This window comes from Thioalkalivibrio sp. ARh3, from assembly GCF_000377265.1.
GTDB classification, from domain to species: Bacteria; Pseudomonadota; Gammaproteobacteria; order Ectothiorhodospirales; family Ectothiorhodospiraceae; genus Thioalkalivibrio; species Thioalkalivibrio thiocyanoxidans.
Window position 1 is genome coordinate 566,668 of the sequence record NZ_KB897947.1, and the last position, 13,205, is coordinate 579,872.

Here is a 13,205-nt window from a genome sequence, read left to right on the forward strand (position 1 = left end):
TATGCTCGCGGGATGAACGTATCCCCGATCCCGCTGGCCCTGTACGTGCACCTGCCCTGGTGCGTGCGCAAGTGCCCGTACTGCGACTTCAACTCCCACGAGCCGCGAGGCGAGGCCCCGTTCGACGCGTATGTCGAGGCGCTGATGCGCGACCTCGAGTCGCAGCTTCCGGATGTCTGGGGGCGGCGCGTGGACAGCGTGTTCATCGGCGGCGGGACCCCCAGTCTGTTCCCGCCCGAGGCAATGGCGGACCTGCTCTCCGGTCTGCGTGCGCGGCTGCCCCTGCGCCCGGATGCCGAGATCACGCTGGAGGCCAACCCCGGCACCGCAGATCGCGCGTACTTCCGTGGCTACCGCGAGGCCGGGGTCAATCGGCTGTCGCTGGGCATCCAGAGCTTCGACGACGCCATGCTCGAGCGCCTGGGGCGTATCCACGGCGGGGCCGAGGCCCATGCCGCGGTCGAGCATGCCCGCGGCGCCGGGTTCGACAATATCAACCTGGATCTAATGTTCGGCCTGCCGCAGCAGTCTGTCGAGGCTGGGCTGGCCGATCTCCAGGCCGCGATCGATCAGGAACCCGAGCACATCTCCTGGTATCAGCTGACCCTGGAGCCCAACACCTATTTCGCCGCCCGGCCCCCGGTGCTTCCGCCGGATTCCACGATCGAGGAATTGTTCACACAAGGGCAATGTGTGCTGGCTGCGGCTGGCTATACTCGATACGAGGTTTCCGCGTATGCCACGAGAGGGCGGGAATGTCGGCACAACCGAAATTACTGGACGTTCGGCGATTATCTCGGCATCGGGGCCGGGGCCCACGGCAAGCTGACGCTGCCGTCCGACGGGCGGGTCCTGCGACGGGTCAAGCCGCGCCAGCCCGCCGCCTACCTGGAGACGCCCGATCGGCACCGGGACCAGCCAGTTCCGGCCGCCGAGCTGCCGTTCGAGTTCATGTTGAACGCATTGCGTCTGGTAGAGGGGGTGCCCGCGCATCGGTTCGAGGAGCGCAGCGGGCTTGCCTTGAGTGCGCTGGAGCCCGCTCTGGGTGTGCTGCGGGCGGAGGGGCTCCTGGTCGCGGATGCGCAGCGATTGCAGGCGACCGAGCGCGGTCTGGCGCTGTTGAATGAGATTCTGGAGCACTTTTTGCCGGAGGATGCGGCGGGTGCGGTAGCCGGTGTCCGGGTGCTTGCGGGTCCGGGGGAGGTGCGGTGATGCGACCGGTCGAGTTTGTCGGGTTTATCTGCCCCTGGTGTGGCGAGCCGGGCGAGACTACCGTGGAAATGGTCAGTACGGACCGGGAATGGGTCGAGGACTGCGGGGTGTGCTGTGCGCCGATCGTCTTTCGGCGTGTTGAGAGCCCGGATGCAGAGATTCCGCAGGTAGAGGCCATACGGGAGGGTGAATGAGCCTGACCCCGCCGTACAAACCGATTGCCTGCGAGCGCTATTCCGAGTTGGAACTCGCGATTCTGCGCGGGCACCACCTGCGTACCCACTGGCGCCGGGGCGAGATGGACCGGATAGCGGTGGTGCGGCCGCTGGACCTGCGCACGCGGCGCGGGGCCGAGTACCTGATCCTGCGCGATGCCGCGGGCCGGCGGCAGTGGTGGCGGCTGGACCGGCTGGTCAGCTTCGAACCGGTGCCCGGCTGATACGCCGTCCTGGCGTGGCGGGCGTCTGGCTCGCCCCTGGAGATCGCTTCGCTGGCGCTCGCGATGACGGGAAGGGGCGGGGGCCGTTTCCCGTCAGCTGCGCTTCATCTGGTCGAAGAACTCGGAGTTGGTCTTCGAGGACTGCATGCGCCCGAGCAGGAATTCCATCGCCTCGATATCGTCCATGCCGTGGAGGAACTTGCGCAGGATCCAGAGCTTTTGCAGCTCGTCCGGCGCGGTCAGCAGTTCCTCGCGGCGGGTGCCGGAGCGGTTGACGTTGATCGCCGGGTAGATGCGTTTTTCGGCGATGCGCCGCTCCAGGTGCACCTCCATGTTGCCGGTGCCCTTGAACTCCTCGTAGATCACTTCGTCCATCTTGGAGCCGGTATCCACCAGCGCGGTGGCGAGGATGGTCAGGCTGCCGCCCTCTTCCACGTTACGCGCGGCACCGAAGAAACGCTTCGGCCGATGCAGGGCGTTGGCGTCCACACCGCCGGTGAGCACCTTGCCGGAGCTGGGGGCAACGGTGTTGTAGGCGCGCGCCAGGCGGGTGATGGAGTCGAGCAGGATCACCACGTCGCGCTTGTGCTCGACCAGGCGCTTGGCCTTCTCGATCACCATCTCGGCGACCTGCACATGGCGCTGGGCGGGTTCATCGAAGGTGGAGGAGACCACCTCGCCCTGCACCATGCGGTCCATCTCGGTGACCTCTTCCGGGCGCTCGTCGATCAGCAGCACGATCAGGTAGCACTCGGGGTAGTTGGCCGCGATGCTCTGGGCGATGTTCTGCAGCATCAGCGTCTTGCCCGCCTTGGGCGGGGAGACGATCAGGCCGCGCTGGCCCTTGCCGAACGGGGAGACGATGTCGATCACCCGCGCGGTGATGTCCTCGGTGGAACCGTTGCCGCGCTCCATGCGCATGCGCTCGGAGGCGTGCAGTGGCGTCAGGTTCTCGAACAGCACCTTGTGCCGGGCGTTCTCCGGCGGCTCGAAGTTGATCTCCGAGACCTTCAGCAGCGCGAAGTAGCGTTCGTTGTCCTTTGGCGGGCGGATCTTCCCGGCGATGGTGTCGCCGGTGCGCAGCCCGAAGCGCCGGATCTGGCTGGGCGAGACGTACACGTCGTCCGGCCCGGCCTGGTAGGAGCTGTCGGCGCTGCGCAGGAATCCGAAGCCGTCGGAGAGGATCTCCAGGACTCCGTCACCGTAGATGGCTTCGCCACTCTTGGCGTGGGCCTTGAGCAGGGCAAAGATGATGTCCTGCTTGCGGGCACGAGACATGTTCTCGATGCCTTTTTCTTCTGCAAAGGCAACGAGATCGGCAGCGGACATCCGCTTCAGTTCGGTCAGGTTCATTCGTGGGGTGCTGTTTTCAACGTGGATGATCGGCGACCGGGGATGGCCGCTCGGCTTGCCTTGGATTGAATATCGGGGGCAGGTAGCGGTCTGGCGACCGCCTGAACTGAACTGATGGTAAGCGACGTGCCCGCCTGGGGCAAGGCCTGAAACAGTTTTTTGGTGCTTGTTTGTGCCCCGGGCCGTTCGGGCTGGCCCGGGGCGTACCGGATCAGAGGTGCTGGTCCAGGAATGCGGTCAGCTGCGACTTGGACAGCGCACCGACCTTGGTGGCTTCGACGTCGCCATTCTTGAACAGCATCAGCGTCGGGATCCCGCGAATGCCGTATTTCGGCGGCGTGGACGGGTTCTCGTCGATGTTCAGCTTGGCGACCTTGACCTTGCCGGCGTATTCTTCGGCGATTTCATCCAGAATGGGGGCGATCATCTTGCAGGGCCCGCACCATTCGGCCCAGTAGTCCACCAGGACTGGCTGATCTGCCTTCAGGACGTCTTCGTCGAAACCGGCGTCCGACGTGTACACAATTTTGTCGCTCACTCCGAGCCCTCATCACTTGGGTTGGGGGAACAGCCTGCAACGCCGGCTGTACGGCCCTTACTATCGACGATCATCGCCAGACAGTTCAAGTAACAGAGGATTCACATGACCGATCCCGCGCAGGAAACGCCCCGCTTCGACCAGCTTGATCTGCCCGAGGCCGTGCAGGCGGGCATCCGCGCCACCGGTTTCGAGACCTGCACACCGATTCAGGCGCTGACCCTGCCGATTGCGCTGGCCGGGCGGGATGTCGCCGGGCAGGCGCAGACCGGTACGGGCAAGACGGCGGCCTTTCTGATCGCCACCTTCAACCGTCTGCTGCGCCAGGCGCCCGCGCCGAATCGCCGGGCGACCGATGTGCGCGCCCTGATCGTGGCCCCGACCCGCGAGCTCGCGATCCAGATCCACAAGGATGCCGAGATGCTCGGGCGCGAAACCGGACTCAAGCTGGCGCTGGCCTACGGCGGAACCGGCTACGACACCCAGCGCGAGCAGCTGGAGGCTGGCGCCGACATCCTGATCGGCACGCCGGGCCGGATCATCGACTACTTCAAGCAGAAGGTGTTCGGGCTCAAGCACACCGAGGTGGTGGTGCTGGACGAGGCCGATCGCATGTTCGATCTCGGCTTCATCAAGGACGTGCGTTTCCTGATGCGTCGCTGCGCCCCGGCCAGCGAGCGGCTGTCCATGCTGTTCTCGGCCACGCTGTCGCTGCGCGTGATGGAGCTGGCCTACGAGCACATGAACAACCCGGAAAAGGTCCAGGTCGAGGCCGAGACCCTGACCGCGGATCGCGTGCGCCAGGTGATCTACTACCCGGCGAACGAGGAGAAGATCCCGCTGCTGCTGGGCCTGGCGCGCGACCTCGAGCCGGAGCGGGCCATCGTGTTCGTGAACACCAAACATGGTGCCGAGAAGGTCTGCGACTGGCTGAACGCGAACGGGCAGAAGGCCGCGCTGCTCTCCGGCGATGTGCCGCAGAAAAAGCGCTCGAGCCTGCTGGAGCGCTTCACCGCGGGCGAGTACACCTTCCTCGTGGCGACCGACGTCGCGGCGCGCGGGCTGCACATTCCCGCCGTGACCCATGTGTTCAACTTTGATCTGCCGCAGTCGGGCGAGGACTACGTGCACCGCATCGGGCGCACGGCGCGAGCCGGGGCCGAGGGTGATGCCATCAGTTTTGGCTGCGAGGACTCCGCGTTCTACCTGCCGGATATCGAGTCCTATCTCGGCGAACGCATCCCCACCGAGAGCGTGGCCCCGGAGGCCCTGTTCAGCGACCCGGTGCGCCCCAAGCCGCGCCCGCGCAAGCCCCGCGACGACCGGCGCGGCGGCGGTCGCGGGGGCAGCGGGCGCGGTGATGCGCGCGGGTCGGGCGGCGGCCACCGTCATCGCGGCGGAAGCGGCAAGCCAAGGGGGCCCGGCGGCGCCTGAGGGCCGGGCCGGCCGATGCAGCGGGAAACAGGGGAAATGGTGCCGACGGCAGGAGTCGAACCTGCGACCTATCGATTACGAATCGATTGCTCTACCAACTGAGCTACGTCGGCGAAGCGCGCCATAATAGCGGGGGTGGGGCTCGACAACAATCCCGCGCGGCTTTGAGTGCGGTTGGCGACGCGGGGGATGGATCAGGCCTTGCGGCTGCTGACCCGGATGATCACGTCTACGCCCAGCAGTTCCTTGCCCGTCGGCAGCGCAGGCAGGTGCGAGATATCGACCCGCGCAGGGTCGACGTCTTCCAGCTCGCCGGTATCGGTGTGGAACAGGTGGTGGTGCGGGTTCAGGTTGGAGTCGTAGAACAGCTTGGTCGGGTCGACCACGACCTCGCGCACCAGCCCCTTTTCCGCGAACAGCTTGAGCGTGTTGTAGACCGTGGCCTTGGAGACGCGCGACGAATGCTGCACCAGGCGACCGAGGATCTGTTCGGCACTCAGGTGCTGGTGGCGCGCGAACATGACCCGCGCGATCTCCACGCGCTGCTCGGTCGGCGAGATCGCGTGTTTGCGCAGCAGGGCGCGTGCGTCATCGACGTCCAGCAGAATCGGATTGTCAGATGTAGCAGACATATTCCGGACAATATAACAGCCGCTGGATCACGTCCAGATCACGTCAGTCCGATGGGGGGTCCGGAGGCGCAAGCCTCTGATAGAATGGAGCGGGTGATGGGAATCGAACCCACATTAAGAGCTTGGGAAGCTCCCGTTCTACCATTGAACTACACCCGCTTGAGTCGGCGATTGTAGGCCTTGCCGGCCTCCGGCTCAACGGCAAACGATCCTGACCAGGTAACGATGCAGATCCAGTTGAACGGCGAACCCTTCGAACTCCCCGATGATGGCGAGGCAACCCTGGCGGCGCTGATCGAGGCGCGTGGCCTGGGCGGTCGCCGGCTGGCGGTGGAGGTGAACGAGGAACTGGTGCCGCGCAGCGAGCACGCCGCACACCCGTTGCGCTCCGGCGATCGCGTGGAAATCGTGCAGGCGATCGGGGGCGGGTAGGCGCACAAGACTCTCCTGTCCGTACCCCATCCGCAATTACTTTCAACGAAGGAATCACCATGACCGAATCGGCCGCCGCGTCTGCCGACGACCTCTTCCGCGTGGGCACACGCGAGTTCACCTCCCGCCTGCTGGTGGGTACCGGCAAGTACCGCGATCTTGACCAGACCCGTGATGCCATCGAGGCCAGCGGGGCGGAGATCGTCACGGTCGCGATCCGCCGCACCAACATCGGCCAGAACCCGGACGAGCCCAACCTGCTGGACGTGATCTCGCCGGAGCGCTACACGCTGCTGCCGAACACAGCCGGCTGCTTCACCGCCGATGACGCGATCCGTACCTGCCGTCTGGCGCGCGAGCTGCTGGACGGCCACAACCTGGTGAAGCTGGAGGTCCTGGGCGACGAGAAGACCCTGTACCCGGACGCGTTCGAGACCGTGAAGGCCGCGGAGATCCTGGTGGCCGAGGGCTTTGACGTGATGGTCTACACGACGGACGACCCGCTGCTGGCCCGGCGGCTGGAGGACATCGGCTGCCAGGCGATCATGCCGCTGGCCGCCCCGATCGGCTCCGGGCTGGGCATCCAGAACCGCTACAACATCCGCGAGATCGTCGAAAACGCCCAGGTGCCGGTGCTGGTCGATGCCGGCGTCGGTACGGCCTCGGATGCCTCGATCGCGATGGAGCTGGGCTGCGACGGGGTGCTGATGAATACCGCCATCGCGGCCGCCGACGACCCGGTGATGATGGCCTCGGCCATGCGCCACGCGATCATCGCCGGGCGCCAGGCCTATCGCGCCGGGCGCATGGCGCCGCGCCGCTACGCCTCGGCCTCCTCGCCACAGACCGGCCTGTTCTTCAGCTGAGCATGAGTGAGTCTGCCGATTCGACTTCCGGCGACAAGCCCTTCTATCGGCGTATCCGCAGTTTCGTGCGCCGCGAGGGGCGGCTGACGCCGGGGCAGCAGCGCGCCCTGGACGAGCTGTTGCCGCGCTTCGGGCTCGCACTGCCGGAGCCCGCGGCACCGCTGGACCTGGCGGCCGTCTTCGGTCGCGAGGCGCCAGTCACGCTGGAGATCGGTTTTGGTGACGGCGAGAGCCTGGCCGAGCAGGCCGCACAGAACCCGGAGCGCGATTACATCGGCACCGAGGTCCATCGCCCGGGGGTGGGTCACCTGCTGCGCGAGGTGGAACGGCGCGGCCTGACCAATGTGCGCGTCTCCGACCACGATGCCGTGGGACTGCTGGAGCACTACATCGCGCCGGGCGCCCTGGACGGGATGCAGGTGTATTTCCCCGACCCCTGGCACAAGAAGCGCCACCACAAGCGCCGCCTGATTCAGCCGCCGTTTGTGCGCCTGCTGGCCTCGCGCATGCGCCCGGGCGGGCGGCTGCATCTGGCCACCGACTGGGCCGAGTACGCCGAGCACATGATCGCGGTAATGGAGGAATGCGCACCGTGGTTCGAGCCGGATGGTCCGGTGCCGGCCCCGGGGCGGCCGCCGGAGCGCCCGGTGACCAAGTTCGAACGGCGCGGCGAGCGGCGCGGCCACGCGGTAGCGGATCTGCTCTACCGGCGCACGGACGCCGAGGCCTGACAGGTTCAGGGCCTCCCCGGGCGGCTCAGGCCTCGTCCATCCACCAGGCGCTGACCGCGCCGGCCAGGCTCATCAGCGCGAGCACAAAGATCGCGGCCTCCGTGCCCGCGAGCTGCGCCAGCAGCCCGAACAGCCCGCCCACGAGCAGCAGTGCCCCGATCACGGTATTGCTGACGGCGGTGAACGCGGCGCGGGTCTTCTCGGTGGCCATGTCGACCAGATAGGTCTTGCGCCCCAGCCGCACGCCGGCATGGCTGACCCCCAGCAGGAAGAACAGCACGGCATAGATCACCCCGCCCGGCACCAGCGCCGAGCCGGTATCCACCGGCGCGAACCAGACACTCAGCGCAACCAGGATGCCGAGCCCCGCGGCCAGAAGGCCCGAAAGGATCAGTACCCAGCGAGAGGAACGATCGGACAGGCGCCCCCAGACCGGGGCGCTGACCGCCGAGGCCAGCCCGCTGGCCAGGATCAGCAGCCCCAGCGTGCCCAGATCCCCCGAGGTCGCATCCTCCGCCAGCAGTACGTAGAACGGCAGGGCCAGGGCCGTGCTCATCAGCAGTGCGCGGGTGAACACGAAATGCCCGAACGCGCGGTCGGTCCACAGCAGGCGCACCGAGGACAGGGCCTGGGTGATTGCATTGCCGCCGCCCTCGGTCGAGCCCGGTGCCTCGCGCAGGCGGGTGAAGGTCGCGGCCGCCACCCACCAGGCCCCGGCGGAGGCAGCCAGCAGGGCGACGAATACGCCAATACCGGCATCCTCGAGGTTCGCCAGGGTCAGATAGACCCCCAACCCCAGCGTGAAGAAACCGGCCAGCGAGGCGGCATAGCCCATCACCGTGCCGCGGCGCTGCTTGGCAATCGTCTTGCCGAGCACGTCCTTCGAGGCCACCGAATTGATCCCGCGCGCCAGCGCGAACACGGTCAGCAGCCCGAGGATTGCCCAGCCCGCGGCTGTGCCCTCCAGGGTCAGGGCGACGATCGCCATCCCGGCAACCGCCAGGCCCGAGAGCACCGAGCCCAGGATCCAGAACCCCTTGCGGATGGCGCGGCGGCGAATGGAGGCGGCGACGAACAGCTGCGGGAGCAGCGAGCCGGATTCGCGGATCGGGACCAGGAAGCCGGCAAACGCGGCCGGGGCACCCAGTGCCCCCAGCAGCCAGGCCAGCACCAGCCGTGCCGAGGCCAGCTCGTCGCCGATCTTGCTCAGCGTGTTGGAGATCAGGTGGACGAAGAAGTTGACCGGCTGCGCGCGGCAGGCATCCTCCGGGATGTCCTTGCAGACGCGCGCGTCCTCCTCCCCGGCGATGGTCTCGTACAGGTGCAGGATCGGACGCGGCAGCTTTTCCGAATCGGTCTCGGCCATGGGTACCTTTGGTTGCCAAGGAGGCTCCTCGCGCTGTCACTGCGAGGAGCGAAACGACGAAGCAATCAATTCTCGAAGCAACCGGCCCCTGCTCTGCCGCGTCGCATCCGCGAAATGAGGGAGCGGACGGGGTTAGCGCCGGCCGGCGAGCGGGTCGTTCGGGTCGACGCTGTCGCGAAACGGCTTGCGCCGGTCGAGGTTCGTCAGCTGGTAGACGTTCCCCAGCCAGTTGTTCATTACCGCCAGCGCCGTGTCGTGCCAGGTGTTGTCCAGGCGGTCGAGCAGCAGTGCCTCCGGCAGTGCCGGGATCTCGGTGCAGTGCTCGACGGCGGCCTCCACGTGTTCGCGGTGCTCGTCGAGGATCGCGGCGGCCTGCGGCAGCAGGTAGTTTTCCGGCAGCGGCGGATAGGTCTCGCGCTCGCCCTGGATGTAGCGCACGACCTCGCGCTTGTACTCCTTGAGCAGGCTGATCGAGTCGTACTCCGGGTGCCCCTGGAAAAAGACCATGCGGAAACCATCCGGCGACGCGCCCAGGTGAATGCCGGCGTCCTCGCTCTCGACCAGTACGCGCAGCCCGTGGCGCTCGAACTGCTCGCGCGAGACATCGTTGTAGCGCGAGTGCGGCACGTCGAAACGCGTGTTCACGCCGGTGACCAGCGGGTGGCCGCGGTCCACCACGCGGTGCGGGAACACGCCCCACAGCTTCTCGCCCATGTGGCGGCGATGCTCGCCATAGCGCGCCTGCAGCACGGCGTGGGTGGCGAGGCAGGAGCACAGCGTGGAGGTCACGTTGTCCCAGGCCCAGTCGACGACCTCCGCCAGCGGCTCCCAGAACGGCTCCAGCGCCAGATCGGGCTGGGTCACGTTGGCCCCGGTGATGATCAGCGCGTCGAGGCCCTCCTTCTTCAGGTCCTCGAAGTCCTCGTAGTAGTGCTTGATGTGATCGCGCCCCTTCGGTCCGCGCTTGAGCTGCGGCAGGGTGAAGGGGTGGATGTAGAACTGCGCGATCTGGTTGCTCTCGCCGATCAGGCGGAAGAACTGGCGCTCGGTGGCCGCCAGGGCGGCGTCCGGCATCATGTTCAGCAGCCCGATATGCAGTGCGCGGATCTCCTGCTGCTGGGCGAAGTCGCTGGGCAGTACGGTCTCGCCTTCGCTCTTCAGGCGGGCGAAGGTGGGCAGGTCGGAGTGGGCAACGAGTGGCATTACAGTCGCGCCTCCCGTTCCAGGGCCATGCAGACCAGGTCATCGAAGTCCGTGGCGTTGCGGACCTGTGCCAGCTCCGTGGTGCTGATGGTGTAGCCGTGCGCCTCGGCGATCGCCTCGTAGCGCGGCAGACGCGCGCGGAACAGGCGCGAGAACACCCAGCGCACAAAGGCGTCCGGGTCGATCTGGGCGACATAGTCCAGCCCCTCGTCGCGCATGTACTCGGCCAGCTGCTGGTCGAGGAAGGCCTCGCGGTAGTACAGCGGCTTCGGGTCGCGTTCCGCGCGCTCGATCAGCTGGCGCTCGTCCTCGTCGGTCGCCTTGATGTAGAGGATCAGCGTGTGCTCGGCGAGGGTCTCCAGCACGCCGGGGCTGTCCAGCTCGCAGACCGAGCCCCCGGCATCGTTGACGAAGTGCGGATACCCGAACAGCGTCTGCGACTTGTGGATGAAATCCGGCACGTCGAGCATCGCCTGCACCTCGGCCTCGTGGTGCAGGTTCTGGCGGCGCTTGAACTCGGTCAGCGGCAGCCCGCCCAGCTCCGGGTTGCCGAGCTTGCCGAGGAAGCTCGCGACCGGGTGCAGGTTGTCCACCGTGATGTTGTTGATGATCTGGATCGAGTCCGAGCGCAGCAGGTCGCGCAGAAACGGCACGGCCATGGCCTGCGCCTTGATGTTGTCCAGGATCGGCTCGCTCAGGTAGCGCGTGCCAATGCGGTAGTCGCCCGAGTAGTGGAACCACTCCTCGCGCCGGAGCATGTTGGACAGGCGTGTCTTGCCGACACCGGACATCCCCAGCAGGGTGATCCGGCGGTGGTCGAGCTGGCGGTATTCCTCGGGCGTCAGGCGCATGGCGGCTCGATTAACGTCGCAGGATGAACAGGATACCCGCGATCACGGCCAGGCCGCTGATCACATAGTGGTCGTACTGAAACTGCAGCCCCAGCAGGCCGCGCAGGCCGAACAGGATCAGCCACGCGCCCAGCAGAATGTTTCCAAGCATGCGCATCCCTGCGGATCTCCTTCTTGATCGACGTGAATGTCTAGCGGATGAGTTGGCTTAGCTCGCGAAACTGCGGGTCGGCCGCGTCGCGCAGCCATTCGAACAGCACCGATTCGTGGTTCGTGATGATGGCGCCGGCTGCACGCAGGCGCTCCAGCCCGTTGCGCTTGCGTGCGACGTCGCGCGAGCATACGCCGTCCTCGACGACGAATACGGTCACACCGGCGTCCAGCAGTTCCAGCGCCGTCTGCGTGACACAGATGTGGGTCTCGGCGCCGGTCAGGATGATCTGGTCGCCGCCGGTCAGGCGCGCGTGCAGGTCGTCCTCCGCACAGCAGGAGAAGGCCGTCTTGTCGGTCAGCGTGCCGTGTCCATCCAGTGCCTGCTGCAGGCTCGCGGCGACCTCGCCCAGCCCCTTCGGATACTGGCGCGAGACCTCGATCGGGATGCCCAGCTTGCGCGCGGCTTCGATCAGGCGTGCGGTGTGGCGTTCCACCGCCTCGCGTTCGCTGTCCGGCATTGCGGCCAGCAGCCGCTCCTGCAGGTCAATAAGGACCAGGCGGGAACGGGCTCGGTCGCAGCGGGCGCGCGGATCGGCCGTCATTGCTCCAGCAGCTGGTCAATCGATTCCAGGTCCGCGACGCTCAGGCGGCCGGCCGCACGCTGCAGGCGCAGGGAGTCGGCGAGAAAGCCGTAGCGGGCCTCGGCGTAGTCGCGCTCGGCACGGAAGACCTCGCGCAGCGCCAGCAGCACGTCGACCTGGGTGCGCGTACCGACCTCGAATCCGGCCTCGGCCGACTCGAACGCGGCCTGAGTGGAGATCAGTGCCTGCTCCAGCGCACGCACGCGGGAGCTGTTCGCGATCACCGACAGGTAGGCGTTGCGGGTGTCCTGGGTGGTGCGGCGTTCAACGAGCGACTGGCCTTCCTGGGCGGCCTGGAAGTCCTCGCGCGCCTGTCGGGTCAGTGCGCTCACGCGCCCGCCGGTATAGAACGGCATCTCGAGACGCACGCCGACCTGGGCTTCCGTGCCTTCGTTGAACAGCGGGCCCACGCCCTGCGCACCAGCACCGCCGTCATCGATGCCGTGGAAGCGGGTCTCGCTGACCGACGCGTTCAGGTTCAGTCGCGGGTGACCCTCGGCACGCTGGCGCTGGATCTGCTCGCGGGCGGTCTCGGTCGTCAGGCGCTGGGCGGCCAGCTCCAGGTTGTTTTCGAGTGCGATGTCCACCCATGCCTGGGGATCGGCCGGCTCCGGCGGGGTCAGTTCCGCATCCTCGCGCAGCACGTCGAGCTCGTCCCAGTAGGTGTTGGTGATGACCGCCAGCTGCTCGCGCGCCACGTCCAGCTGGTTTTCGGCGGCGATGCGCTCGGCCTCGGCGATGTCGCGCTGGGCCTGGGCCTCTTTCACGTCGGTGCTGGCGATCAGGCCCACCTCGAAGCGGCGTTCGGTCTGCTCCAGCTGGCGCTCGATGGCCTCGAGCTCCGCCTCGCGAAAGGCCAGCGTCTCCTGTGCAACCAGCACATCGAAGTAGGCCTCGGAGACGCGCAGGATGAGGTCCTGGCGGGCCGCATCCAGCTCCGCCTCCGCGCGGGCGATCTCGAGGTCGGCCTGGGTCAGTTCAATGAAATTGCGCCGGTCGTAGAGGCTCTGCATCAGCGACACGCCAAAGCTGGTCTGACGCCCGTCGAAGCTGGGCTGGTCGCGGTAGTCGTTGTAGAAGGCGCCGGCCTCGGCGTCGCCGGTGATCTGGGGCAGGAACGCGGAGCGTGCGATCGGACGGTTCTCGAGCACGCTGCGATACTCGGCCTTGGCCGCGCGCAGCTCGGCGTCTTCCGTGGCGGCGCGTTCGTAGACCTCGAGGAGGCTGGCGGCCGAGGCGGGATTCGCCACCAGCAGGGCAATGCCGGCGGCGGCCAGCGTGGAAGAGATGCGTTTGACGGACCAGTTCATCGGCGCGGCTTCCTGAACGGACGGGAAAGCCCCATCGTAGGGAA

The 13,205-nt window shown here is 67.0% G+C and carries 16 protein-coding genes and 2 tRNA genes; 7 read left to right on the forward strand and 11 right to left on the reverse strand.

What is annotated here, in order from left to right; all coding sequences use genetic code 11:
- Positions 1 to 12 precede the first annotated feature (12 nt).
- Genes hemW through C995_RS0102610 form a run of 3 tightly spaced genes read left to right on the forward strand, consistent with a single transcriptional unit; the run spans position 13 to position 1,651 of the window.
- Positions 13 to 1,212 (forward strand): radical SAM family heme chaperone HemW, encoded by a 1,200-nt coding sequence (gene hemW, locus C995_RS0102600; protein ID WP_018863454.1) that lies wholly within the window; start codon positions 13 to 15, stop codon positions 1,210 to 1,212.
- Entirely contained in the window at positions 1,212 to 1,406 is a 195-nt protein-coding gene (locus C995_RS0102605) for a CPXCG motif-containing cysteine-rich protein (RefSeq protein ID WP_018863455.1), read from the forward strand. The genes hemW and C995_RS0102605 overlap by 1 nt, the downstream gene beginning before the upstream one ends.
- Complete coding sequence (locus C995_RS0102610; RefSeq protein WP_018863456.1) at positions 1,403 to 1,651, forward strand: transcriptional antiterminator, Rof; 249 nt, start codon at positions 1,403 to 1,405, stop codon at positions 1,649 to 1,651. Before C995_RS0102605 ends, C995_RS0102610 begins: the two co-directional genes overlap by 4 nt.
- 93 nt (positions 1,652 to 1,744) lie before the next feature.
- Here C995_RS0102610 and rho read toward each other — a convergent pair whose 3' ends face one another.
- Both rho and trxA read right to left on the reverse strand, forming a co-directional pair.
- Complete coding sequence (rho, locus tag C995_RS0102615; RefSeq protein WP_018863457.1) at positions 1,745 to 3,004, reverse strand: transcription termination factor Rho; 1,260 nt, start codon at positions 3,002 to 3,004, stop codon at positions 1,745 to 1,747.
- Positions 3,005 to 3,215: 211 nt separating this feature from the next.
- Positions 3,216 to 3,542, reverse strand: coding sequence for a thioredoxin TrxA (trxA, locus tag C995_RS0102620; protein WP_012983830.1), 327 nt, complete (start codon positions 3,540 to 3,542; stop codon positions 3,216 to 3,218).
- Positions 3,543 to 3,647: 105 nt separating this feature from the next.
- Between trxA and C995_RS0102625 the strand changes: the two genes are divergently transcribed.
- Positions 3,648 to 4,976, forward strand: a complete 1,329-nt coding sequence (locus C995_RS0102625) for a DEAD/DEAH box helicase (RefSeq protein WP_018863458.1) — start codon at positions 3,648 to 3,650, stop codon at positions 4,974 to 4,976.
- A gap of 37 nt (positions 4,977 to 5,013) precedes the next feature.
- Here C995_RS0102625 and C995_RS0102630 read toward each other — a convergent pair.
- The 3 genes from C995_RS0102630 to C995_RS0102640 all read right to left on the reverse strand — a co-directional run bounded on the left by C995_RS0102630 (position 5,014) and on the right by C995_RS0102640 (position 5,767).
- Positions 5,014 to 5,089: transfer RNA gene (locus C995_RS0102630), tRNA-Thr, on the reverse strand.
- 81 nt (positions 5,090 to 5,170) lie between these two features.
- Positions 5,171 to 5,608: a Fur family transcriptional regulator gene (locus tag C995_RS0102635; RefSeq protein WP_018863459.1), complete on the reverse strand. Its 438-nt coding sequence runs from the start codon at positions 5,606 to 5,608 to the stop codon at positions 5,171 to 5,173.
- Positions 5,609 to 5,693: 85 nt separating this feature from the next.
- Positions 5,694 to 5,767, reverse strand: a tRNA-Gly gene (locus tag C995_RS0102640).
- A 66-nt stretch (positions 5,768 to 5,833) separates the two neighbouring features.
- On the opposite strand from C995_RS0102640, the gene thiS reads away from it, so the two are divergent.
- The 3 genes from thiS to trmB are packed head-to-tail and all read left to right on the forward strand — an operon-like array spanning position 5,834 to position 7,637.
- A complete protein-coding gene (gene thiS, locus C995_RS0102645) occupies positions 5,834 to 6,040 on the forward strand; it encodes a sulfur carrier protein ThiS (RefSeq protein ID WP_018863460.1) in 207 nt (68 codons plus the stop codon).
- A gap of 59 nt (positions 6,041 to 6,099) precedes the next feature.
- Positions 6,100 to 6,906 (forward strand): thiazole synthase, encoded by an 807-nt coding sequence (locus tag C995_RS0102650; protein ID WP_018863461.1) that lies wholly within the window; start codon positions 6,100 to 6,102, stop codon positions 6,904 to 6,906.
- Between the two features lie 2 nt (positions 6,907 to 6,908).
- Positions 6,909 to 7,637: a tRNA (guanosine(46)-N7)-methyltransferase TrmB gene (gene trmB, locus C995_RS0102655; RefSeq protein ID WP_018863462.1), complete on the forward strand. Its 729-nt coding sequence runs from the start codon at positions 6,909 to 6,911 to the stop codon at positions 7,635 to 7,637.
- Positions 7,638 to 7,662: 25 nt separating this feature from the next.
- Here the strand turns inward: trmB and C995_RS0102660 are convergent, their stop codons facing one another.
- The 6 genes from C995_RS0102660 to C995_RS0102685 form a co-directional block, all read right to left on the reverse strand.
- Positions 7,663 to 9,003, reverse strand: coding sequence for an MFS transporter (locus C995_RS0102660; RefSeq protein WP_018863463.1), 1,341 nt, complete (start codon positions 9,001 to 9,003; stop codon positions 7,663 to 7,665).
- 132 nt (positions 9,004 to 9,135) lie between these two features.
- Positions 9,136 to 10,206 (reverse strand): homoserine O-succinyltransferase, encoded by a 1,071-nt coding sequence (locus C995_RS0102665; protein ID WP_018863464.1) that lies wholly within the window; start codon positions 10,204 to 10,206, stop codon positions 9,136 to 9,138.
- Positions 10,206 to 11,057: a hypothetical protein gene (locus C995_RS0102670; RefSeq protein ID WP_018863465.1), complete on the reverse strand. Its 852-nt coding sequence runs from the start codon at positions 11,055 to 11,057 to the stop codon at positions 10,206 to 10,208. The genes C995_RS0102665 and C995_RS0102670 overlap by 1 nt, the downstream gene beginning before the upstream one ends.
- Before the next feature lie 10 nt (positions 11,058 to 11,067).
- On the reverse strand, positions 11,068 to 11,214 hold the full coding sequence (locus C995_RS14300) for a hypothetical protein (protein ID WP_018139463.1): 147 nt from the start codon (positions 11,212 to 11,214) through the stop codon (positions 11,068 to 11,070).
- 34 nt (positions 11,215 to 11,248) lie between these two features.
- Positions 11,249 to 11,812, reverse strand: a complete 564-nt coding sequence (locus tag C995_RS0102680; RefSeq protein ID WP_018863466.1) for an isochorismatase family protein — start codon at positions 11,810 to 11,812, stop codon at positions 11,249 to 11,251.
- Entirely contained in the window at positions 11,809 to 13,161 is a 1,353-nt protein-coding gene (locus C995_RS0102685) for a TolC family outer membrane protein (protein WP_018863467.1), read from the reverse strand. The genes C995_RS0102680 and C995_RS0102685 overlap by 4 nt, the downstream gene beginning before the upstream one ends.
- Between the last annotated feature and the right edge of the window lie 44 nt (positions 13,162 to 13,205).